At 71.2% G+C, this 21,153-nt stretch carries 21 protein-coding genes and 1 tRNA gene; 3 read left to right on the top strand and 19 right to left on the bottom strand.

All coding sequences use genetic code 11. The features are described 5' to 3' along the window. Window positions 1–73: 73 nt before the first annotated feature. Together OG764_RS38590 and OG764_RS38585 are read left to right on the top strand one after the other, a co-directional pair. Complete coding sequence (locus OG764_RS38590) at window positions 74–493, top strand: SDR family NAD(P)-dependent oxidoreductase (RefSeq protein WP_328973476.1); 420 nt, start codon at window positions 74–76, stop codon at window positions 491–493. A 120-nt stretch (window positions 494–613) separates the two neighbouring features. Beyond that, window positions 614–991: an HIT domain-containing protein gene (locus tag OG764_RS38585; protein ID WP_328973475.1), complete on the top strand. Its 378-nt coding sequence runs from the start codon at window positions 614–616 to the stop codon at window positions 989–991. Window positions 992–998: 7 nt separating this feature from the next. Here OG764_RS38585 and OG764_RS38580 read toward each other — a convergent pair whose 3' ends face one another. The 11 genes from OG764_RS38580 to OG764_RS38530 form a co-directional block, all read right to left on the bottom strand. Further along, complete coding sequence (locus tag OG764_RS38580) at window positions 999–2,078, bottom strand: UDP-N-acetylglucosamine--N-acetylmuramyl-(pentapeptide) pyrophosphoryl-undecaprenol N-acetylglucosamine transferase (protein ID WP_328973474.1); 1,080 nt, start codon at window positions 2,076–2,078, stop codon at window positions 999–1,001. Between the two features lie 74 nt (window positions 2,079–2,152). After that, window positions 2,153–2,227 (bottom strand) — tRNA-Ala (locus tag OG764_RS38575). 195 nt (window positions 2,228–2,422) lie between these two features. Beyond that, window positions 2,423–4,093, bottom strand: coding sequence for an aminoacyl--tRNA ligase-related protein (locus OG764_RS38570; RefSeq protein ID WP_328973473.1), 1,671 nt, complete (start codon window positions 4,091–4,093; stop codon window positions 2,423–2,425). Beyond that, window positions 4,090–5,196, bottom strand: coding sequence for a glycosyltransferase family 4 protein (locus tag OG764_RS38565; RefSeq protein ID WP_328973472.1), 1,107 nt, complete (start codon window positions 5,194–5,196; stop codon window positions 4,090–4,092). The genes OG764_RS38570 and OG764_RS38565 overlap by 4 nt, the downstream gene beginning before the upstream one ends. Next, the gene (locus OG764_RS38560; RefSeq protein WP_328973471.1) at window positions 5,193–5,933 is read right to left on the bottom strand and encodes a WbqC family protein; all 741 of its coding nucleotides are present in this window, start codon (window positions 5,931–5,933) and stop codon (window positions 5,193–5,195) included. Before OG764_RS38560 ends, OG764_RS38565 begins: the two co-directional genes overlap by 4 nt. Next, complete coding sequence (locus OG764_RS38555) at window positions 5,930–6,673, bottom strand: PIG-L deacetylase family protein (RefSeq protein WP_328973470.1); 744 nt, start codon at window positions 6,671–6,673, stop codon at window positions 5,930–5,932. Before OG764_RS38555 ends, OG764_RS38560 begins: the two co-directional genes overlap by 4 nt. Beyond that, a complete protein-coding gene (gene dcd / locus OG764_RS38550) occupies window positions 6,670–7,194 on the bottom strand; it encodes a dCTP deaminase (RefSeq protein WP_328973469.1) in 525 nt (174 codons plus the stop codon). The genes OG764_RS38555 and dcd overlap by 4 nt, the downstream gene beginning before the upstream one ends. Next, complete coding sequence (locus tag OG764_RS38545) at window positions 7,191–7,751, bottom strand: dCTP deaminase (RefSeq protein ID WP_328973468.1); 561 nt, start codon at window positions 7,749–7,751, stop codon at window positions 7,191–7,193. Before OG764_RS38545 ends, dcd begins: the two co-directional genes overlap by 4 nt. Next, window positions 7,748–8,563 carry a TauD/TfdA family dioxygenase gene (locus OG764_RS38540; RefSeq protein WP_328973467.1) on the bottom strand — a complete coding sequence of 272 codons (816 nt, stop codon included), beginning with the start codon at window positions 8,561–8,563 and terminating at the stop codon, window positions 7,748–7,750. The genes OG764_RS38545 and OG764_RS38540 overlap by 4 nt, the downstream gene beginning before the upstream one ends. Then, window positions 8,560–9,738: a phosphodiesterase gene (locus OG764_RS38535; protein ID WP_328973466.1), complete on the bottom strand. Its 1,179-nt coding sequence runs from the start codon at window positions 9,736–9,738 to the stop codon at window positions 8,560–8,562. Before OG764_RS38535 ends, OG764_RS38540 begins: the two co-directional genes overlap by 4 nt. Further along, the gene (locus OG764_RS38530) at window positions 9,726–10,331 is read right to left on the bottom strand and encodes an rRNA adenine N-6-methyltransferase family protein (protein ID WP_328973465.1); all 606 of its coding nucleotides are present in this window, start codon (window positions 10,329–10,331) and stop codon (window positions 9,726–9,728) included. The genes OG764_RS38535 and OG764_RS38530 overlap by 13 nt, the downstream gene beginning before the upstream one ends. A 233-nt stretch (window positions 10,332–10,564) precedes the next feature. Between OG764_RS38530 and OG764_RS38525 the strand changes: the two genes are divergently transcribed. Beyond that, a complete protein-coding gene (locus tag OG764_RS38525) occupies window positions 10,565–11,887 on the top strand; it encodes an XRE family transcriptional regulator (RefSeq protein ID WP_328973464.1) in 1,323 nt (440 codons plus the stop codon). 164 nt (window positions 11,888–12,051) lie between these two features. Here OG764_RS38525 and OG764_RS38520 read toward each other — a convergent pair whose 3' ends face one another. From OG764_RS38520 to OG764_RS38485, 8 genes are all read right to left on the bottom strand, one after another. Next, entirely contained in the window at window positions 12,052–14,238 is a 2,187-nt protein-coding gene (locus tag OG764_RS38520) for a tetratricopeptide repeat protein (protein WP_328973463.1), read from the bottom strand. Further along, on the bottom strand, window positions 14,235–16,310 hold the full coding sequence (locus tag OG764_RS38515) for a tetratricopeptide repeat protein (RefSeq protein ID WP_328973462.1): 2,076 nt from the start codon (window positions 16,308–16,310) through the stop codon (window positions 14,235–14,237). Before OG764_RS38515 ends, OG764_RS38520 begins: the two co-directional genes overlap by 4 nt. Next, entirely contained in the window at window positions 16,294–16,587 is a 294-nt protein-coding gene (locus OG764_RS38510; RefSeq protein WP_328973461.1) for a helix-turn-helix domain-containing protein, read from the bottom strand. Before OG764_RS38510 ends, OG764_RS38515 begins: the two co-directional genes overlap by 17 nt. A 12-nt stretch (window positions 16,588–16,599) precedes the next feature. Beyond that, on the bottom strand, window positions 16,600–17,106 hold the full coding sequence (locus OG764_RS38505) for a hypothetical protein (protein ID WP_328973460.1): 507 nt from the start codon (window positions 17,104–17,106) through the stop codon (window positions 16,600–16,602). Beyond that, complete coding sequence (locus OG764_RS38500) at window positions 17,103–17,759, bottom strand: hypothetical protein (protein WP_328973459.1); 657 nt, start codon at window positions 17,757–17,759, stop codon at window positions 17,103–17,105. Before OG764_RS38500 ends, OG764_RS38505 begins: the two co-directional genes overlap by 4 nt. Beyond that, window positions 17,756–18,373 carry a helix-turn-helix transcriptional regulator gene (locus tag OG764_RS38495; RefSeq protein ID WP_328973458.1) on the bottom strand — a complete coding sequence of 206 codons (618 nt, stop codon included), beginning with the start codon at window positions 18,371–18,373 and terminating at the stop codon, window positions 17,756–17,758. Before OG764_RS38495 ends, OG764_RS38500 begins: the two co-directional genes overlap by 4 nt. Beyond that, on the bottom strand, window positions 18,370–20,205 hold the full coding sequence (locus OG764_RS38490; RefSeq protein WP_328973457.1) for a glycoside hydrolase family 15 protein: 1,836 nt from the start codon (window positions 20,203–20,205) through the stop codon (window positions 18,370–18,372). The genes OG764_RS38495 and OG764_RS38490 overlap by 4 nt, the downstream gene beginning before the upstream one ends. Before the next feature lie 249 nt (window positions 20,206–20,454). After that, window positions 20,455–21,153, bottom strand: a complete 699-nt coding sequence (locus OG764_RS38485) for an HAD family hydrolase (RefSeq protein WP_328973456.1) — start codon at window positions 21,151–21,153, stop codon at window positions 20,455–20,457.

Raw genomic sequence — 21,153 nt, 5'->3', positions numbered from 1 at the left:
TGGACAGAGTCGATGTCAGGGTTTACTGGACGCCCAACTCCAATCCCTGACACCGCTCTTGGTCGATAAGTTCGTGCACCTGCCCGGGGTGCGGCGCCGCCAGATCCCGGCTGTGGCGATGCACGCGCCGCAGCGCGCCGACCGGGCGGCGCCCATACGGTCAGTCGCCTGGCGAACAGCGGAAGACAACGGAAAGAGGCTGCCGATACGGGCTGAACTGACGGGCACCACGGCGCTGGTCACCGGCGCGTCAAGCGGCATCGGGCGGGCAACGGCACGCCGGCTGGCGCGACTGGGGGCGACCGTGGCGCTCCGCGCCCGCCGGGCCGAGGCTCTGGAACAGGTCTGCCGTGAGATCCACAGCCCCGGCGGCGAGGCCTTCGCCGTCTGCGCGGATCTCGCCGACGCCGCCGGGGCCGAGCTGGATCCGTTCTCGCCTGCGGGCGAGCTCCGGAGGCGAGCGGCCGACATGTACGAACACCCTTTCGGATGATGGGAGTTGGGCAATTTCGGCTGCGGGGTGGCCGGTCGCTACGCTGTCGTCGGCGCCTGCCCGACGACCACGTCGGGCAGGCGCCCTTCCGACATTCCTGCCCAACGAAGGTGTGCGCTTGTGACCGGTACCGCGACCGTCTCCGACTTCTACTGCCATCAGGCGCTGGCCGGCGCGGTACCCATCGAGAGGGTGAAGGAGACCGAACGGGTCCTGGCCTTTCATCACACCAACCCCTCGTACCCGGTCCACATCGTGGTGATCCCCAAGGAGCACGTCCCCTCGCTCACTGACCTCGGCAACGCTGAGGAAGGTCTGCTGAACGAGGTGGTGGCCGTGGTGCGGGAGGTGGCCGCCGGAGTGGAGAAGGAGCACGGGGCGTGCTCGGTGACGACGAACCTGGGCCTGTACCAGGAGTCGAAGCACATGCATTGGCACGTCACCTACCGGGGGGAAAGCGAGGCGGAGATCCGCGACATGTACGGCAACCACGACTGACCCTGCGTTACCGGTGCTGATCCGCCGCTTGCAGTACGAGATCAGCGACGCGCTCGGCTGCGGCTTCCGGCCGCGGACGGGCGCCCTGTCCGCCGCGGGGGACGGCGGACAGGGCAGCGCAGGCCTGGACGAGCACGCCGGTGTCGGTCAGATACTCGTCGGCGACGACGCGGCAGCGCTCCGGGTGCTGAGCGGCGTAGGCGCGCGCGTTGTCGAGCTGGTCACCGCGGCTGACGGAGGCGGGCAGCGGAACCAGGACGGCGGGCAGTTCCAGGGCGTCGAGTTCGGCCAGGGTGGTGGCCCCCGCCCGGCCGATGACGAGGTCCGCCAGGGCCAGCGCGTGGGGCATGTCGTTGTGCAGGTACTCCAGCTGCCAGTATCCGGGCCGGTCGGCAAACTGGGGGTCGAGGTTGCCCTTGCCGACGACGTGCAGCACGCTGTACCGCTCGGACAGGGCGGCGAGTTGGGTGCGGATGGCGCTGTTGATGCGCTGCGATCCGCTGCTGCCGCAGAAGATCAGCAGTACCCGCTTGTCGGCGGGAACGCCGAGACGGTCGCGCAGCGCTTCGGGCTTGGCGTCGGCGAGGTCCGCGCGCAGCGGAAGCCCGGTCACCTGGGTCTTGCCGCGCATCCAGCGCGGCATCGGGCCGGAGGCGGGGACGCTCATGCAGATGGTGGTGGCCAGGCGTCCCAGGATCCTGTTCGCCAGCCCGAGGGAGTGATCGCTCTCGTGGATGACGACGGGGACGCGGGCGAGGGCGGCGCCGATGCCGACAGGCACGGAGACGTACGAGCCCTTGGAGAACAGGGCGTCGGGCCGTTCGCGCCGCAGCGCCGTGAAGGCGGCGACGATGCCCCGGGCGACGGTGAACGGCATCAGCAGGTTGCTGGCGGAGCGGTGGCGGCGCAGCCCGGCCGACGGGACGTGACGGAAGGGGATGCCGGCGCGCTGGGCGTAGTCGTGCTCGATCGTGTTCTCGCGTCCGAGGAAGACCAGCTCGGCGCCGCGGTCGCGGAGCTGGCCGGCGACAGCGAGGGCCGGAACAACGTGACCGGCACTGGCGCCGCCCGTGATGGCGATTTTCATCGGACCCTTTTCTGAAATGACCGCACCGTGTTTCACCACGGGAGCGTTCTTCTGTCGCCTTGAATATGGCTAATTGGTCGGGTCGGCTGGATTCGAACCAGCTCCTCGGCAACGCTTTTGCCGTGCTCCACCGATTGAGCTACGACCCGTTTCGAGTTGCGATGGGAAGGACGCTAGACCGCCTGTCGCCTGCGGTCAACGGGTCCGTACGGCCGAGCGAAAACATTCCGCCGCCGCACAGACCGATTGAACTGCAAGCCCGTTTCCCGATTTTTGAAATGACAATTCGAGACGTCACCGGGGTCGGTGTCGTCCTGTGTTCTCGGCGGTTTACCGCGATGGATCTATGTGGGCGTGAAAGGATTTTGGGCGGCGATGTGGCTGAGATCGGTACGGGTGGTGCGGCCGGTGGAGCGTGCGATGACTTCGATCTCGGTGTCAGGGTGGTCGGGGGAGAGGACGGCCGCATGGGGCAGGCCGAGGAGGCGGGCGTAGCGGAGCTTGTCGCCGGCGGGCAGGGGCCGGTCGTCGACGAGTACGCTCACGCGGCGATCGGTGAGGCTGCGGGTGAGACGGTCCGCGCGGTCGCGCATGTCGGGCTGATCGGCGCGTAGCACCACGAGGTGGACGTCGGCGGGGCCGGTGCCCGGTGCCCATCGCAGGCCGTGCCGGTCGCGGTTGAGGTCGGCGGCGGTCTGTAGGCATCGGGTGATGCCGATGCCCGAGCAGGCCATCCACGGGGTGGCGGGGCGGCCGGCGGGATCGCTGTAGCGGAGGTTCATCGGGGCGGCGTACTGCGTGCCCAGCTCGAAAACGTGGGCGACCTCGATGGCGCGCAGGAGGCTGTAGCGGCCCTGGCGGCAGGTACCGCAGCCGCTGTGTTCGGTCGCGTGGTGCAGGTCGACGCCACTGGGGTGCAGGGCGGGCAGAGCGCGGGTGCCGCTCCAGCGGACACCGGTCCGGAGCCCGGTGTCTCCGTCGGAGATGGAGAAGGTGTCCAGTTCGGCGGCGGAGACGTCGTACAGGGGCACGACGTCGGTGGCGCCGGCGGCGTCCCAGGGGGTGAGGGTGCCGGCCTTCTTGCTGAGCAGGTCGGGAAGGAGGTCGGGGTCGATGAGGTCGACGCGGGCGGCGCCCGTGGCGGCGGCGACCTTGCGAGGGCTGACGTGGAGGTCGGAGCGGATGGCGACGGTCGCGGTCTGGGTGGCGCCGTCGGGCAGGGTGAGGGTGAAGGCGATGACGTTGACGACCGGGTCCAGGCCGGGCGGCGGGGGCCCGGCGGCGACGACGGCACCGTCGCCGCGGTTGCCGCAGTGGGCGCAGGCGACGATCGTGCCCTGCCCGCTGTCGGCGAGGACAAGGTGTTCGGTGCTGGGGCCGGCGGAGATGCTGCCGCCGTCGGCGGGCGCGGTGAAGGTACCGGTCAGGCCCATTCCGGTGAGGGCCGCCGTACAAGCCTGGTTGAGGAAGTCGACGGACTCGCGCATGGTGTCGGGGCCGGTGTCGAAGGTGTAGGCGTCGGCCATGGTGAACTCGCGGCCGCGCATCAGCCCGCCGCGCGGGGAGAGCTCGTCGCGGAACTTGGCGGTGCTCAGCGACAGGCGGACAGGCAGGTCCCGGTGGGAGCGCAGGTGCTCGCGGACGGTGGCGGCCGCGATCTCCTCGGAGGTGGGGGCCAGGCACATCTCCTCACCGCTGGAGGAGGCCACGGTCAGCAGCGCCCGTTCGCGGCGGTAGACGTCCCAGCGCCCGGTCTGCTCCCACAGGGTGCGGCTCTGCAGCGTGGGCGGGGCGAAGGTCAGCGCGCCGCGCTCCTCGAAGGCGCGCCGGGCGATGGCGTTGAGCCGGTCGTGCACCCGCACGCCGAGCGGCAGCAGGCTGTGTACGCCGGTCGCGTCGGTGCGGGCGATGAAGCCGAGGGTGTGCAGCAGGTCGAGGGTGGAGGCGGAAGCGTCGCCGGTGCGGGGCCTGACCGGCGGCCACAGGCGGCTGGCGTACAGCGGGATGTCGTTCATCGGGCGCCTTCCATCGCGGTACGGGACAGCGCGGCGAAGTGGGCCGCGGTGTGGGCGACGTCGTAGCCGCGGGCGTTGGCGAGGGCCGCCTGGTGCAGGAGCTGCCGGGTGGCCGGGCTGGCGGCCAGGTTGTCGATGAGCGAGGCGAGGGCGCCGGCGTCGCCCGGTGGGAAGCTCAGGCCGCCGGTTCCGAGCGTGACCCCCAGCCCGGGGACATTGCTGTAGAGGACTGGCAGGCCGTGCGCCTGGGCTTCGACGGCGACGAGCCCGTAGGCCTCCAGCTTGCGGGTGGTGAACAGCATCGCGTGGAAGTCGGCGAACCGTTTGAACAGGTCCTGGCGGGGCAGGAACGGCTCGAACGTCACACGGTTGGCGAGGTCGAGCTCGGCGGTGCGCCGGGTGAGGGTCTCGAGTTCACTGCCGCTGCCGATCACGGTGAGCTGGTGTCCTGTGGTCCGCGCCAGTGCCTCGATGGCGGTGATCGTGTCCTTGTTGGCGTCCAGTCGGCCCGCGTGCACCAGGCGCAGGTGCTTTCCCGGGCGCGGGTGCGCGGTCGGTGCCGCGGGCAGCGGGATGCCCCAGGGCACGATCACCAGGCGGTCGGTGTGGTGGCCGTCGGTGAGCCGGTCCACCTCGTCGGCCATGGCCGCGTTCGGGACGATGACGCGCACGCTCGCGTCGACGATCTCGTTCAGGACGGCTCGCGCCTGCACGTGCTCGGTGGCGGTGATGACGTCGGTGCCGTGCGCGACGGACACCATCGGCGTGCTGCCGGCCGCTCGCGCGAAGGCGAGCGCGAGGCCGAACCCGAGGTGCTGGGCGTGGATCAGGTCCGGCCGTCTTTCGCTGACGAGGCTGCGGACTTCGTCGGTGAGCGCGTCGGCGTATGCGTCGAAGCCGGGCCCGTACGGTGCTTTCTGCGCGGCCAGTTCGGCGGTGTCGGTGAAGCCGTGCTGCCAGGTTCCGCTGCCGGGCAGGTGTGCGAACACCGTGCGGTAGCCGTGGCCGGTCAGGCGGGTGTAAACGTCGCTGCACCAGATGGTCGAGCCGCACGAGGGCTCTAGGGGCAGGTCGATGCCGGTGAGGATCAGCGGGCGCGTCATGCGGTCGCCTCCTTCGGGGCGTGCTGCTGGAGGTAGGCGGCAAGGCCGGTGCGCAGGAGCGCCGCGGTGCCGGCCCAGCCCAGCGCGCAGACGGTGTCGATGACGGACAGGTTGGACGCGAAGCCCTGCCGGCCCCAGGCCTGGACGTAGGCCGGGTGGCGGTCGGCGTACTCGTTCCACCGCACGCTGACGCCGTGCTCGGCCAGGGCAGTGGTGTCGAGGTAGGTGCGGGTGCCGGAGCCCGCCCACAGGATCTCGGCGCCGGTGGCCGCGCAGATGGCGGCCAGACGCCGGGTGCGGTCTTCGTCGTCGATGTGCAGCTCGGAGGCGAGTTGCAGGCGCGCGGGCGCGCCGAGGGCGGCCCGGATCTGGGTGAGCAGGTCAAGGTTCAGGTCGGTCAGCCAGGTGTGCCCGGCGCCGAGGACGGGCCGCAGTACGTGCAGCGCCTCGTCGACGTGCGGGGTGCGGGCGTAGGCCAGGCGGATCGTGCGCAGCATGCTGTCGGCGTCGAAGCCGGAGGCGATGGGGGTGTCGCGGATCAGCTGACCGGGGGCGCGGGTGACCGGGACGGTCAGCCAGCGCACGCCGTCGGCGGTCTTGATTCGGTTGCGGTTCTGGTAGCCGCCGTCGGTGTAGGGGACGTCGTCGTAGAGGGCGACGGTGTCGCAGGCGAAGAGGGCTTCGCAGAACCCGAGCCAGGGCGCGAAGGGCGGCTGCTCGATGTAGGTCACGGTCACGGCCGTTCCTCCTGGGGGAAGAGGGTGAGCACGGAGGTCTCGAAGGACTCGTAGGCGCGTCCCGCGGCAGCGGCCGCGGGGCGCAGGTGCCATCCGGCCTGGGCGGCGCGGTGGTGGGTGTAGTCCTTGCCGAGGTACCAGCGCCCGGCCTGGGTGCGGTGTGCGGCCAGGGCGGTGACCTTGGCGTCGAGGTGCTCGGTGATGTCGACGAGGACGGTGGGGGTGAAGGCGGAGCGGGGGGCATGGGGTTCGCCGTGCAGCACGGTGTGGCAGGTGGCCACGCGGGTGGCGGCGTTCGCGGCGGCGCTGGCCAGGGCGCGGTGGTCCTGGTGGTCGGTGTCGGCGTTCAGGCTGTGGGTGATGAGCAGCGTGCAGCCCAGGCGCGTCAGTTCGGCCTCCACGGTGGAGATCAGGTGCCGGTCGGCGACCAGGGCGCCGTCGGGCAGGCCGAGGAAGGTGAGCTGGATGCCGGTGGAGTGCCAGGCCGCGCGGACCTCCTCGGACCGTTCGTCCGTGCCGAGCCGGCGGCCGTCGGCGGCGTCGGCCAGGGAGACGCCGTTCGCGCCGTGGGTGACCACGACCACCGTCACGGTGGCCCCGGCCGTCACAGCCCGGCGCAGCGTTCCGTAGCACAGCAGTTCGGCGTCGTCGGGGTGGGCGACCAGCGCCACCACCCGCTCCCCCCGCCCGGCGGGCCCAGGACCGTTCGGCGCGCCGCCGAGGGCGGCGGTGGTGTTCACCGGGCCTCGAAGTCGAGGTGGGCCTTGGAGGGCTGCGGGCCGCGGCTGCCCTGGTACTTGCCGTCGTACAGCACGCGCTCGCCGGTCGGCTCCCAGAAGGTGACCTGTCCGATCAGCATGCCCGGGTAGATGCGCACCGGCTGGACGGCGTGCAGTTGCAGGGTGAGCTGGCCGAAGGAGCCGAGGTCGATCAGGTCGGCGGTGACGTGGACGAACAGGCCCAGGCGGGCGATGGAGGAACGGGCCCGGATGATGGGCACGAAGAGGTCGCTGCCGATCCGCTCCCGGGTGGCGGCCAGGTAGATGCGGTGCGGCTGGAGCTCGAACCCGTCCGCGGGGATGGGCTGCTCCTCGAAGGGGTTCTCTCGGGCGCAGTCCAGGACGTGGCTGGTGTAGGAGCCGATGGTCTCGCCGAGGTGGAAGTCGTAGGAGTTGGGCTGGGCGTGGCTCGCGTCGAAGGGTTCGATGCGGATGTGGCCGTCCTTGACGCGGGACGTGATCTCGGGGCCGGTGAGGATCATGCGGTCACCTCCTGGAGGAGAGGGGCGGATGTGGCGCCGTGGCCGGCGGCCGCGCGGGGGGACCAGGCGGCGGGAACGCTGAGGGTGCCGTAGTGCCCGTGGTAGGGGGAACGGCTCCCGGACGGCTGCCAGAAGGAGACCTGGCCCACGCGCATGCCCGGGTAGATCCGCAGGGGCTGGACGACGGTGATCTCCAGCGTCCAGCGGTGCACGGCACCGAGCTGGCCGAGGTCGGCGGAGATCTGCAGGAAGCAGCCGAGCCGGCCGAGGGAGGAGCGGCCGATCAGGCTGGTGACGAAGGCCGCGCTGCCGATCGTCTCGACGGTGGTGCCCAGGTAGACGGTGCCCGGCTGGAGCACGAAGCCGTCGGCGGTCAGGTGGATGGTGCGCGTGCGGGCGGGCACGGTGGGGTCGGCCGGCCGGCTGGTGAGCTCTTCGAGCTGGGCTCCCAGGCAGTAGTTGTAGCTGTTGGGGTTGAGCAGGCGCGGCTCGAACGGGTCGATGGTGATCGTCCCGCTGGTGACGGCGTCGCGGATCGCGGGTCCGGTGAGGATCATCGTGCTCCTCCGGTCGGCTGGGGGCGGTGGCCGTAGGCCTGCTTCAGCAGTCGGCGCTGGCCGGGCGGCAGTTCGCTCTGGGCCGGGCCCAGCGGCATGCGGCCGTGGGCGTAGCGCCACTGGTCGAAGATGAGGAGCTGACCGGGCTGCAGTCGTACGCTGGTCCGCCGGGCCTCGGCGGCGGCCACGAGACGACCGAACGCGGCCGCGACCTGCTCGGGGGTGTCGCTGTCCACCAGTTCGCCGCGCTGAAGGTGGGGGAGCATCTTGGAGGTGAACCGGATCGGCTCACTGCCGTCGAGGTGCTCGGGCAGGACGGGGAAGCGGGCCAGGCCCTTGCCGACGCCGTTCACCCCGTGGTCGGTGAAGTAGGAGAAGACCGGCCGCCGCAGCAGGTCACGGTGGGCCTGGTCGAGGTCCCCCGCAGCGGCGTGAAGGTCGGACAGGGCGGAGGCGCCGCCGCCGGCCGGGTCCGCGCGCACGCAGTACAGGGCGATCAGGCGCGGTGTGCGGTCGCGGTCGACGAGGTCGACATGCAAGCGGTTCTCACCCACGCCGTGGGTGCGTCCGGGGTCGACGTCGTCGCGGACCGACAGTTCGTCCCAGCAGCCCCGGTCGGGGTAGAGGGCCAGGACCGTGCCCAGGGTGGACAGCAGGCTCAGCGCGAGGTCCAGATTGTGGTCGTGCTCCTGGGATTCGAAGGTGACGAGCGCGCGACCCGCGCCGGGACCGTCGAAGGCGTACGCGAAGGCATCCGGTGCGATCGGGCCGCAGGTCAGCTCGCGGGCGTTCAGATTCAGCAGGTCGGTCATGACGTCTCCAGGCAGGCGGCGAGGGCGCCGTGCAGCGTGCACGGCTGGGCAGGAGGCCGGGCGGGCAGTCCGAGGCGCTCGGCGAGGTAGGCGGTGGTGGCGACGCGTCCCGGCTCCTCGCTTGCCGGGGCGGGAGCGACGGTGAGGTCCTCGCCCAGTTCCCGAGCCCGCGCGGCAAGGGCACGCGGCCGGTGGGTGCCGTCAAGCACCACCAGGTCGCTGTCGAAGGGCGCACAGGCCCACAACGCCGCCCGGGTCACCTCGCACGGCAGTCCCCCGCGCAGCGTGTAGGTGTTGAGGACGAAGGCGTCGACGCCCGTCCCAAGCAGCGCGCGGGCCGCCAGGAGGCGGGCGATGTCCTCCCGCTCGGGCAGGGGGGCCGCGAGCCGGCCCACGGGATGCGCCCCCCACGCCGCGAAAGCTGCGAGTTCGGCGCCGATACCGGGCAGCGCCTGCGCCGGGCTACTCGTGGTGGGGCTGTCGTGGCGCACGCTGACCAGATCGTCGACGCCCAGGCTGAGGCGGAGCAGGCCGGCGCCCTGCGCAGCCGGCTTGACCACGTGCCGGTTCTGCTCCGTCCAGTGCGTCCATGGCGAGTGGCAGTGCGAGGCGATCACCGTGGTGAGGGGCCACCGGGACTCCTGGTCGGCGACATCGGCGAGGAAACCGCTGTGGCTCACCCCCACCACCACATCAGCCCCCGCCGACCGCAGGGCATCGGCCTCGGCGCCGATCAGCGTGGCCGTCGGGGCCCGATAGGTGAACCCTGCGCGCTCGGCCGAAGGAATCGCCTCGTACGCCTGCTCGCCCAGATATCCGACGATCCCGACCCGAAGTGACGCCCCGTGCAGCACCAGCCCGGCCGTCCACCGGCCGGCGAAGGTGCTCGGCGGAGAGACGTTGGCGCAGACGACCGGAGGGAACGTCTCGGGATGACGCAGTCGCATCAGGTCGGGCAGGTCGTGGTTGCCGGGGACGACCGCGTCGTACAGCTCGGCCAGGAGCCTCTCCTCCACGCGGCCGGCGGAGTAGGTGTGGAAGGCGCTGCCGGAGAAGAAGTCTCCGGCGTCGATGGTGAGGGCCCCGGCCTTCCGCGCGGTGCGCAGCGCCGACAGGGCGCGGTGGCCGTCGGGCAGCGAGGAGTGGAAGCACCCCGTGGCGATCAGCTCCTGCATGTCGACCGGCGGCTGATCGCGAGGACCCGCAGCACCGTGGGCGCAGGCGGCCAGAAGGAGGACCGGGCGATGCCGTCGACTTCTTCGACGACCAAGTCTGGGCAGTTGGCAAGTAGTTGGGCGCTGGCACTGGGTACGACCACGAGCCCGTACTCCACGCGGGGGCAGGTGAACACATGCCGGATCAGGTCGGCGGACAGCTCGGGGTCGAACGGCATGATGGACACCAGCGCGCTGCCGAGATCCAGTCCGTCGTCCAGGTCGACGCGGCGTACGTCGTCAAAGGTGACACGAGCCCGAGCCCCGAACGGGGCAAGCCGCTCCGTCAGGTGGTCTCGCAGACGCTCGTCCTTCTCCACCGCCCAGATGCGGTGTCCGGCGGTCGCGATCGCGGACGAGAGCGTGCCCAGCCCCGCTCCGACCTCAAGCACGTGCGCTCCCGCCGGAATGCCCGCTCGCTCCAGCAGCGCGTGAGCCGCGTCCGGGGTCCGCAGGAAGTGCTGCCCGAGATCTCCACGGGTCTGGAAACCGAGAGCGGCGTAACGGTCGGCCACGCCGACGACTTCGTCCACCGTCAAGGGTTGCTTGATCACTGAGGAAGTCCTTTCGCAAGGCACCTGCTCGGCGTCGAGGGACGCAGCCGGGTGCGCACAGGGGCACCGCGCAGACGGAACCGGGGTGATGCGCCGCAGCGCTTGAAAGTTCGCTGGGGTGATCGAGTGTCGGCCAACTGTGCGTACCGCCCCAGGGTTTGGCGGGAGTCCCGCGGGAGTCTTGCCGCCTGCGGCAGTACGCTCAGGCCGTGCCTGCCTGATTGGATTTCGTCGTGGACGAGGACGAGCGCACACCCCACCCGCTGGCCGCGCTGCGAATCGCGCTGGGATTCACCCGCGTTGAGTTCGCCGAGGCCGTGCACGGCGCTGCCCGTCGTCGCGGGCTTCGCTCTGGCGTCGACAAAGCCCGGGTGCGTAAGTGGGAGGTCAATGGAGTACGGCCCGACGCCGTCTCCCAGACCTACATCGCGGAGGTCCTGGGCATCCCGGCCGGTGACGTCGACCCTGCCGCCTGGCCGGCCTGGCTTCCTCGTGTCGACAGGGGTGTCGTACCGCTCGGCCACGCCAACTCCGTGCCCGCTCTGCGAGAGGCCCTGCACACCATGGACCGTCGAACCCTCCTCAGCGCCATCCCCGGATCCGCACTGATCGTCCTGGCCGGAAGCTGGGCCGGAACCGAACCCACGGCTCTCGCCGTCGGGCCCCCACGGCCCGGAGCCGAGGTGGGCGAGGATGTCGTGGCCCTGCTGGAGGAGACGAGCGCCCGCCTCAACGCGCTGGCCACCGAGCAACGCCAGCACATCGCGCCCCTCTACGACGCACACCTCGCTCGCGTCACCGACCTGATCGACGAGCAGCGCTACTCCCGCCCCGTGGGAGTGCGCCTGCACAAGCTCGCCGCCAGCCTCTCCCAGACGGTCGCCTGGATCCGCTTCGACCATGGCCAGCACGGCGCCGCAAGCAGGTACTGGATCGCTGGGCTGCACAACGCTCACGCCGGGGACGACCGGGACATGGGCGCGGCCCTTCTCAGCGACCTCGCCTACCAGGCTTCTTGGCGGGACGATCCCACCACCGCCGCCGGCATCCTCACCAAGGCCCTCCGCCGCACTACCCACCCCGCAGCCAGTTCCCTGCTGCACCTGCGGCTGGCACGCGCCCAAGCCGCGCTCGGCGAACGCCGCGCCACCCAGCACTCGCTGAACGCGGCCGAACGACTGCTCGACGCCGGAGACAACGGCGACATCCCCGCCTGGTGCTCGTGGATGTCGCAAGCCGACCTCGCGGTCGACTCGGGCCGCTGTCTGCTCGACCTCGGCGACACCGCCCAGGCGCACCGGCTCATCGCCGAAGGCCAAGCCCTCCTGCCGGCCAGTCGCGACAAGACCCGTGGCATCTTCCTCGCCTACCGGGCGCAAGGCCACCTCAGCCGTCGCGAACCCGAAGCAGCAGCTGCCGACGCCCTCGAAGCGTTCCACCTGGCCGAACGAATCGGAGCACCACGGTGCGTTCAACTCGTCCGCGATCTGGCCCCCGCCTTCACCCCGTACCAGACGGCGGAAGGCGTGCCTGAGCTCCTGCACGCCGTCGCATAACTCGGGCACGAACGGCACGTTGATACCGACGCTGCCATACCCTCGTCCGGCTTCCCCTCCGCTGGTGACCGAGCTGGAGTGCGGCTGTACGCCCATGATCTTCCTTCGTGAGCTGCGAACGTGGCGACCTCCGCAACCGGAGGGACTCGGACAGGCAGGGCGGGTCATGAAACGGCGAGGAGCTGGCGGCGGACGCGGTCGGCGTCGCGCGGGTTAACCGACATGTAGATCTCAAGCGACCGCTCGAACGCGGCGCGGGCTTGGGCACCCTGGCCGGACTCCTGCAGGGTGCGGCCGAGGAGTTCGAGACTGCGGGCCGTCCACCGCGGGGAGCGGGCTGCGGTGCACTCGGCGACGGCCTGTTGTCCCTCGCGCTCGGCGGTGTCGCGGTCGCCGGCTAGGGCGTGCGCGCGCCCGAGCCAGGCCAGGGCTCGGGCCGCGTCGAAGGCGTCCTGGACGCCGAGGAGCGTCGTGCGCGCGGTGGTGAGCCGGGTGATCGCTGCGGCAGCGTCACCGAGACCGATGGCGACCTGGCCGAGGGCGGTGTCGCTCAGGGCGACAGCGCGGGCGTATGTGCGTTGTTCGTGCGGGTCGGTGGCCTCGGCGCCGAGAGCGTGGCGCAGCGCGCGGCCCTGCTCAAGCGGGCCTCGGGCGGCGTCCATGCGGTCGGCGGCCAGGTAGGTGGCGCCGATCTCGTGCAGGGACTGGGCCTCGCCGCGACGGTCGCCGTCGGCACGGGCGATCTGCAGTACCTGCTCGAACCGCTCGACGGCGGCCTCGACCTTGTTGTCCCCGCGCAGGCCGACCCCCCAGGTGTTCAGCATCTCCTGCTCGGCGAGCCGGTCGCCGCACTCGCGCGCGGCCGCGAGGCCGAGTTTGTGCGCCTCGAACCAGAGGGTGTGGTCGTGGACCAGGCGGAGGTAGGCCCACAGCGCGTGGACCAGCTGCCAGCAGGTTCGGGGAAGACGGCCCGCCGCCGCGGCGCGGACAGCGGGCAGCAGGTTGTCGCTCTGGGCGTGGAGCCACGCGGCCGCTCCGTCCTTACCGGTGAACGGAGCGGGGCCGTCCGGCTCGAATCGGTAGTCGCGGGCCAGGCGGCGGTGGGTGTCCGTCAGCAGGTACTCGGCCGCGGTGATGGTGGCCAGGTAGAAGTCGAGACCACGGCGGGTCTGTTCGTCGAGTTCGCCGTCCGTCGCCTCGGTCACCGCACGGTGCCGGGCGTACGCGCGGACCTCGTCGTGGAAGCTGTACACCGCGCCCCGGGCCGCGTCCTCGCGTGCCGTGATCAGGAGTCCTGCGCCGGCGAGCGCGGCCAGCTCGTCCTCAGCCTCCTGCGGGGTGAGGCCGCAGACGGCGGCGGTTACGCCGGCGTCCAGGTCGTAGGGGAAGAGGTGGCCCAAGCTGCGGAAGACGCTGGCGGTAGGGCGGGGCAGGCCCCAGTAGGCCTCGTTCAGGGAGCTGTTCATGGCGATTCCGAAGGGGGTGAGGCCGTGAGGTGAGGCGAGGACCTGCTGGCGCCTGTGGGTCAGTGCGGTGGCCAGCTCGGCCAGGGAGCGGTCGGGGTGGGAGGCCAGTACGGTCCCGGCCAGGGCGAGGGAGAGAGGAAGTCCGACGGCCAGGGAGGCGATGGCGTGCGCGGCCCGCCGGTCGCCGGCGACGCGTTGCTCGCCGGCCACGGCCGCCAGGTACTCCTGGGCGGCGGCGGGGGAGAAGGGCTGAAGGTGGTGGTGGCGGGCTCCGTCGCGGCCGAGATCGGTCAGCGGCGTCCGGCTGGTGACCACGAGCAGGTGTTCGCGTCCGCCGGGCAGCAGGGCTCGTACCTGATCGGCATGGACGGCGTTGTCCACGAGCACCGCGATCGGCTGGCGGGAGCGCTCGGCCGTCACCGACCGCCACCACGCGGCACGTTCCTCCACCCCGGAGGGCAGGCCACCGCCGTACAGGGAGCGCAGCAGCTGGCCTAGGGCTTCGTCGAGCCGGGCCGGGCCCGCCTGGTCGTACCCGCGCAGGTCGACGTAGAGCTGTCCGCCGGGGTATTCGTCGCGGAGTTCGTCCAGGAGGCGCTGGGCCAGGGTGCTCTTGCCGACTCCGGGCGGCCCGTGGACGGCCACCACGCGGACGTACGGCGACCTGCTGCGGATCCAAGCGGTGAGGTTTTCCAGGTCCTCGGTGCGGTCCGTGAAGGAGGCGGGCACCGGTCTGACCTGCCACGGGGTGGGCGGGCCGAAGGGCGTCTGGTGGAAGTGGACGCCGCCGCTGATGCTGCCTGCCTGGATCGTCGGTCCGTGAACGGTGGCGTCGCGCATGGTGTTGCTCGTCTGTGATCCCGGCACGGGGGATGCGGCCGTCATCGGTCGCGCTCCAGCCGGCGCAGCCGTTCCGCCTCTTCCGGCCGGATCACCTCGACGAGTTCCGCAGCCTGCCGGAAGCAGTCCCGGGCAGCGTGCTCGCTCCCGCGAATCCGGTAGGCACCGCCGAGCATCTCCAGCGTGCGGGCCCGCCAGCGGGTGCTGTTCGCCGCGGCGAATACCGTCAGCGCGTTCTGCAGCTCGGTGACGCCGATTTCGAGATCATCGAGCAGGACCCGGGTGTGGCCCTGCAGCGCGAGGGCGCGAGCCGCGTCGTAGGAGTCGCCGATGCCCGCGAGGACGCTGTGCGCGATGGCAAACCGGTCGAGAGCCTCGGACGACTCGCCGCGGGTGAGGGAGATCTCGCCCAGCAGGACCGTCGCCAGGGCAACGCCGCGCCGGTAGCCGCAGGACGTCCATAAGGCCACCGCCTGGGTGAGGTACGGCTCGGCCTGCGCGGGGCGCCCCCCCTCGTGGTGGCAGGAGCCGATCCCGAGCAGCGCCTGCCCCTCGTCACGCACGTCACCTTCAGCCTGTGCTTCCTGCCGGGCCTGGCCGTACCAGGTGAGCGCCTCCTTCAGGCGGCCGGCCGAGCTCAGGCCGATCGCTCCGGAGAGCAGCATCTGCCGTACGGCGGCGGCATTTGCGGTACGACGCGCGGCGGCGACGCCGACTTCGTGCGCCTGGACCCACAGGGCGTAGGGGTGGCGGCGCAGGAACAGGGGCCAGAAGGCGTCGACGAGCATCCACGTGAGCTCGTCCGCCCCGCTGGCCACGGCCGCCTCCAGAACGGCCGGGAGGTCGGACTCACGCTCCTCCAGCCAGGTCATCGCGCCGCGGCTGTCGCTGAAGACAGGAGGGGCATCTGCCCCGGCGGGCAGATGGCTCCGCAGCGTGGCCTGGGCAGGAGTCAGCAGACGCTGTGCCTGGGTGGCGATCGCGAGCATCCACTCACACAGCCGCCCGACCAGTCTCTGCCGCTCGTCCGGCTCGTCGTGCCGCTCGGCGAGACCGAGGGCGTGCTCGTGTACGGCCGCGGCCATCCGGTAGAGCGGCCCAGGGCCCACATAGGACGTGCCCGGGGTCAGCAGCTGCTCATCAGCGAGGACTTCCAGCAGCCGCTCGGCGTCGTCCCGCTCCAGACGGCAGGCGGCGCCCACCATGTCCGCATCGACGGCGACGAGCGGCAGGAGGGCCAGCGACCGGTACACGTACTGCGCGGCCGCCCCCAAGGAGGCATAGGTCTCGGTCAGTCCAGCGGAGATAGCCATGCGTACGGGGTCCTCACGACGAGGGTGGACAAGGGCGTCGGCCGCCGCGCCGAGACTGCGACCGGGCCGGAACTTCAGCCGGGCACCGGCCAGGACAAGCGGAAGGGGCAGCTGCGCGCACCGGTCCGCGAGGAGGGAGGCGGCCTCGGGCTCGGCCGCGATCCGCTCCTCGCCGGTGAAACGCGCCAGCAGCGCGATCGAGGAACGCGGGTCGAGAGGGCCGAGCGAGAGGGCCGCCGCGCCGTCCACCGCCAGCTCCCACAACAACCGGCGGCTGGTGACGACGGTCATGCTGGACGTTCCGGCAGGCAGGAGCGGCGGCACCTGATCGGCGTCGCTCACGTTGTCGAGCAGGACCGAGACCGGGCGGGCGGCCGTGACCGAGCGCCACAAGGCGCTCAGCTCCCGCAGCCCCGCTGGCGGACGGTCGATCCCGAAGGCGCGAAGCCACGGCTGCAGTACGTCTTCGGGCCGGGCCGGGCCTGCCAGTCCGCTCAGCTCGGCGTACAGCTCCGGCCTGGCCGCGTCGGTGGTGGAGGAGAGCCACCGCGTGGCGAGGGCGGACTTGCCGACCCCGACAAGTCCGGTGATCACCACCAGACTGCTGCCGGTGCGGCGTGCCTCGTCCAGGGTGTCGATCTCCTCCGTGCGATTCACGAAGTGCGGCGTGAGGCGCGGCAGTTGGTGCGGTGTGGGCAGCTGCTGCGGAGCCGCGTGATGGTGGAGGCCGCCGTGGACGTCGCGGGCCTGGACAACGAGGCCGGACAGCCAGGCACTCCCGCTGATCTCATTCGACGTCGTCACGGTGCTCCTCCGTGCCGGACGGCTTCTGGTAGCCGCGGCTGCGCATGGTGACCTTGGCGTCCGTGAGGATGCGGTGGATGTTGCCGTAGGACCGTCCGGTCTTCTCGCAGATGGCCCGGATCGCCATGGGATCGGGCTCGGAGTACAGCGAGACGACGTAGGCGCCGAAGCGTTCCGCGCGCTCGCCGGTGAGGCGCTGACCGGGCTTCACCGACGGCGCCTTCCCGCTCACGGCGGGAGCGGCGTCAGACGCGCAGGAGTTCGTGGATTTCGACATGACGTGTCCTGTTCAGATTCGGGTTTCGTCGAGAGCGAGGTCGAGGAAGCCGCCTGCGACCTGCAGACGGTGAAGTTCCTGTTCGTACACGGAGTCGCAGGAGGAGATGTCGACCTGCGAGGCGGCGACCAGACCGTGGATGTCACCTCGGCGCAGCGCCGCGTAGGCACGGCCCAAGGCGAAACGGGCCCCCGGGTCGCTCTGCCACTCGTCATCGACGTAGGTCTCGGCGACCTCGAAGCCCGCCCGCCCGGCGTGGGCGAGCGCTATCGCGCGCCGGTCAGCGGCGCTGCTGTTGTCCCTGACCAGGACGTACAGGGCGACTCGCGGCGGGCCGGAGATGCCCGTGGTGAGCGAGCGTAGGATCCGCAGGCGCAGGGCGCTCAGCCAGCGTGAGCGCTCCACCGCAGAAACGGGGCGCCTCTCGCGGGCCGCGGCTACCGGCGGCCCCGGTGCGGAGCGGCGAGCGAGCAGGAGCGACTCATCGACGCTGGTGGCGCTTTCCAGGAGTTGGCTCATGCCGGCTCTCCCGCCATCGGGTGCGGGCGCAGGGCGGGCGGTCCGTCGGGGACTCGGATGGTCCCGTCGTCCCGGAAGGCGGCGGCCGGATACTCGACGCCATACTGCTCAGGGCCCTGGAGGCGAGCGAGCACGGTGTATTCCGCGACGGCGAGCAGCCGGAGATGGCCGGCCGCCAGGAGCCGGCGGGCCATCGCGAGGAGTCGCTCTGTGCGAACATCTGCCTGCTGGTCCGGGGGATCGCCGGCGAGATCGGCACCGCCGGTCGGGCGGTCGGGCGTCTGCGGGTTGCCGTTCAGAGCGGTGAAGAGCGGAGATCGGGCAGAGCGGAACAGTGGGAGCAATGCCTTCACAGGGCATCCCTTCGGGGTCTTGGAGCAGCGGTCGCCCGCTACCCCGGCGGGCAGTGCGAGGAGGAACGCGGGTGCCATCACGGCGGAGGCGAGGGTGGAAACCTGGCCCGGAGTGGCGTCGAGTTCCATCGCCGCGATCACGGGGAGGGCGACGGTGGAGACCGACGAGCCGGCCAGGGCCGTGGCCTCGCCCAGCCGGTACGTCTGGAAGCTGCGGTGGCCGCGCAGTGAGGGCGCCGGCGCCGGGGTGGCGGCGTCGAGCGCTCCGGCGTGTGCCGGCCGCGGGGGCTGAGTGCTCACCGCGCCTCCCAGTCGGGGCCCCACAGAAGCCCTTCTCGGGCGGCGTATGCGACTGCCTCGGCCCGCCGGTCTACGCCCAACCGCCCGAAGATGCTCTTGAGCGTGTACCGGACATGCTCGTCGTCCCGATGGAGGCGCCGAGCGATGCCCGTACGGGTGAGACCCTCCGCCACGAGGGCCAGGACGGCGACCTCCGGCGGCTTCAAGAGGACGCCGGGCCGGCCGAGTTCCTGCCGGCGCACCGGCGCGGCCGCTGCGGTCCGGATGCGGCTGCCCACACCGGTGGGAAGGCGGTGACCGCCGTCAGCCACCAGGGCTTTCACGCCCGTGAGGAAGTCCGGGTCATCGTGTAGCTCGGCGGATCGCACCACCGCCGCGACGCCGTACGGCGCGACAGCGACGATGTCGTGCGCGGTGACGCGGCCGGCTACCAGCACGACCGCGATGTCGGGGTGGTGCGCGTAGTGGGACTTCAGGTCGTCATGGAAGGCGCGGTCGACGCGGTCGGTGGTCAAGACCGTGACGTCCTTGTGGGCAACGGCGCTGTGGCCAACGGAATCCGTGGCGGGCGCGGTCGACGTGGGTAAGCCCTCGGTAGTGGTGTTCAGGCTCATCGGGACGCACCCGCGAGGAGCGATGCCCGCTGTTCACCGAGTTCCAGTTCGAGGGCTCCCTCCACGATTCCCTTGTGGCTGAAGCCTTGGGGGAAGTTCCCGAGCTGGCGCTGCAGGTGCGGGTCCCATTCCTCGGCCAGCAGCCCGACGTCGTTGCTCAGGTCGAGTAGGCGCTCGAACAAGGTCCGCGCGTCGCCGTGGCGGCCGATCATCGCCAGGTCCTTGACCATCCAGAACGCGCAGACGAGGAACGCACCCTCATCTCCCGGCAGCCCGTCCACACCGGGGTCATCGCCGTTGGTCGGGTAGCGCAGGAGGAACCCGTCAGGGGTGGAGAGTTCCCTCTGGACGGCCTCGATCGTGCCGATGACCCGCTTGTCGTCCGCCGGCAGGAAGTCCACCTGGGGGATGAGCAGCAGTGCGGCGTCGAGTTCCTGACTGCCGTAGTACTGGGTGAAGGTGTTGCGTTCGGCGTCGTATCCGTTGGTGCAGATGTCCAGGTGGATGGTGTCGCGGAGCTGCCTCCACTGCTCGACGGGGCCGTCGGCGTGGCCGTCCTCGACGAGTTTGACGGCCCGGTCGACCGCGACCCAGGCCATCACCTTGGAGTGCACGAAGTGCTGGTTCGGGCCGCGCACTTCCCAGATGCCCGCGTCAGGTTCACCCCAGTGCAGCTCGACCGACCGCACGAGCTCGATCAGCAGGGTGTTGCTGGTCTCGTCACGCTCGAGACCGCATTGAGCGGCCAGGTGAAGGGTTCCGATGACTTCGCCGTACACGTCGAGCTGGCGCTGGCCGGCGGCTCCGTTGCCGATGCGGACCGGGCCCGACGCCTCGTAGCCGACGAGCCAGTCCAGCGTGGTCTCCGGCATCTCGCGTTCTCCGGCGATGCCGTACATGATCTGCAGGTTCTCCGGGTCGCCGGCGACCGCGCGCAGCAGCCACTTCCGCCAGGCACGGGCTTCGTCGAGGTAGCCGGCCCGCAAGAAGCTCGACAGGATCTTCGCGGCGTCCCTGATCCAGACGAAGCGGTAGTCCCAGTTGCGGACGCCGCCGATCTCCTCCGGCAGGGAGGTGGTCGCTGCTGCGGCGATCCCCCCGGTCAGCGGGTTCGTCAGCGCTTTCAGCGTGATCAGCGAGCGGATGACCGAGGCCCGGTAGCGGCCGTTGTAGGTGCACCGCGAGACCCAGTCCGCCCAGAACTTTTCGGTGTCCTCGAAGGCCTGGTCGACGTCCAGCCTGCCCGGCGGGCCCTTGTACGAGGGCTGCCAGCTAAGGGTGAACGTGACGCGCTCGCCCTCGGCGAGCGTGAGGCGGGAGCGCGTGGTCAGCTTCTCACCGTGGGTCTCCGCCTCGGTGTCGAGCCATACTGCGTCAGGGCCTGCAACCGCGGAGATGCGGTTGTCGTCGGTCTTCTGAACCCAGGGCACCACCCTGCCGTAGTCGAAGCGCAAGGACAGGGCGACGTCGACGGCGACGGTTCCGGTGACGGCTTCGGCGACCCGGACCACGCGCGGGCTGTCGTCGTCGTCCGTGCGCGGCGGCATGAAGTCGGTGACCCGCAGCGTGCCGGTCGGGGTGTCCCACTCCGACTCCATGATCAGCGAGTCCCCGCGGTAGGAACGGCGGTCGGCCGCAGGGCTCGGGCCGACTCCGAACACCGACGGGCCGATACGCCAGTAGCCGTTGTCCGGGGTGCCGAGAAGTCCAGCGATCACGGCCTCCGAGTCGAGCCGGGGCAGGCACAACCAGTCGATCGTCCCGTCGCGGCCGACGAGTGCGGCCGTCTGGAGATCACCGATCAGTGCGTAGTCCTCGATACGCCCAGCCATGGAAGTCCGTTCTGCGAAAGGGGTCCTCGGCCTGCCGGGGCAGGAGGGGACGTGGCGGATACGTGGTGTGGTGTGGCTCGATGCCCGCAGCGGGCGGGCTGTGATGCGGTCGTGGGTGGTGCCGTCCGGGCGGCGGGTAGGTGCACCGTCGCCCGGACGGGGCTCAGTGCGGTCCGGGGAACTGGGCAGCGAGGATGATCACCGTGATGGCGAGGACGAAGGTGCCCATCCGGGCAAGGTTCTTGCCGGTCATGGCGCCGCCACCGGCTGAGGCAGGACGCTGGCGCCGAGCGCGGGCACCAGGGTGCGCAGCGCGTTGGCGGCCGACACCACCTCGAGCGTGGTGCGGGTGGGTACCGGGTCTTCAAGGCGGAGGGTGCGGCCGTGGGAGATCCACACGGTCTGCAGGCCGGCGAGTTGACCACCGGCGACGTCGGCGGTCAGCGAGTCGCCGACCATGACGCCTGCGTCGGTGTCCGGAGCCTGTAGTTCGTCCAGGGCCACGTGGAACAGGGCGGGGTCGGGCTTGCGCACCCCGTACTCGCCGGAGATCACCACCGATCCGAGGTACGGCGTGAGACGGGCGACTTCGAGCTTGAGGCGTTGCGCGTCGGGCGACCCGTTGGTGACCACGCCCAGCGCCCATCCGTCGTCGGCCAGATGCTGGAGAGCGGAGCAGACCTCGGGGCGGTACGGCACGAGCTCGGCCGAACGCAGCCGGTAGTCCGCGTGCAGGGAGGCGATGGACCGCCGGAGCTTGAAGGCGTCCTTGAGGTCGGCGAAGAAGGAGTGGCGGGCGCCGGCGTGCAACGTCTCGGCCCGCATCAGCCAGGACAACGGAATGCCCGTGGAGTGGGCGAACTCGCCGGCCCACGCGGCGAACGCGGCCGTGTGATCGGTGAGGGTGTCGTCCAGGTCGAACAGCGCGACCTTGCTCGTGTGCCGCAT

Source organism: Streptomyces sp. NBC_00239 (genome assembly GCF_036194065.1).
GTDB lineage: Bacteria > Actinomycetota > Actinomycetes > Streptomycetales > Streptomycetaceae > Streptomyces.
The sequence above is the reverse complement of the archived record's forward strand: the minus strand, read 5'-3'. Positions and strand labels throughout refer to the sequence as shown.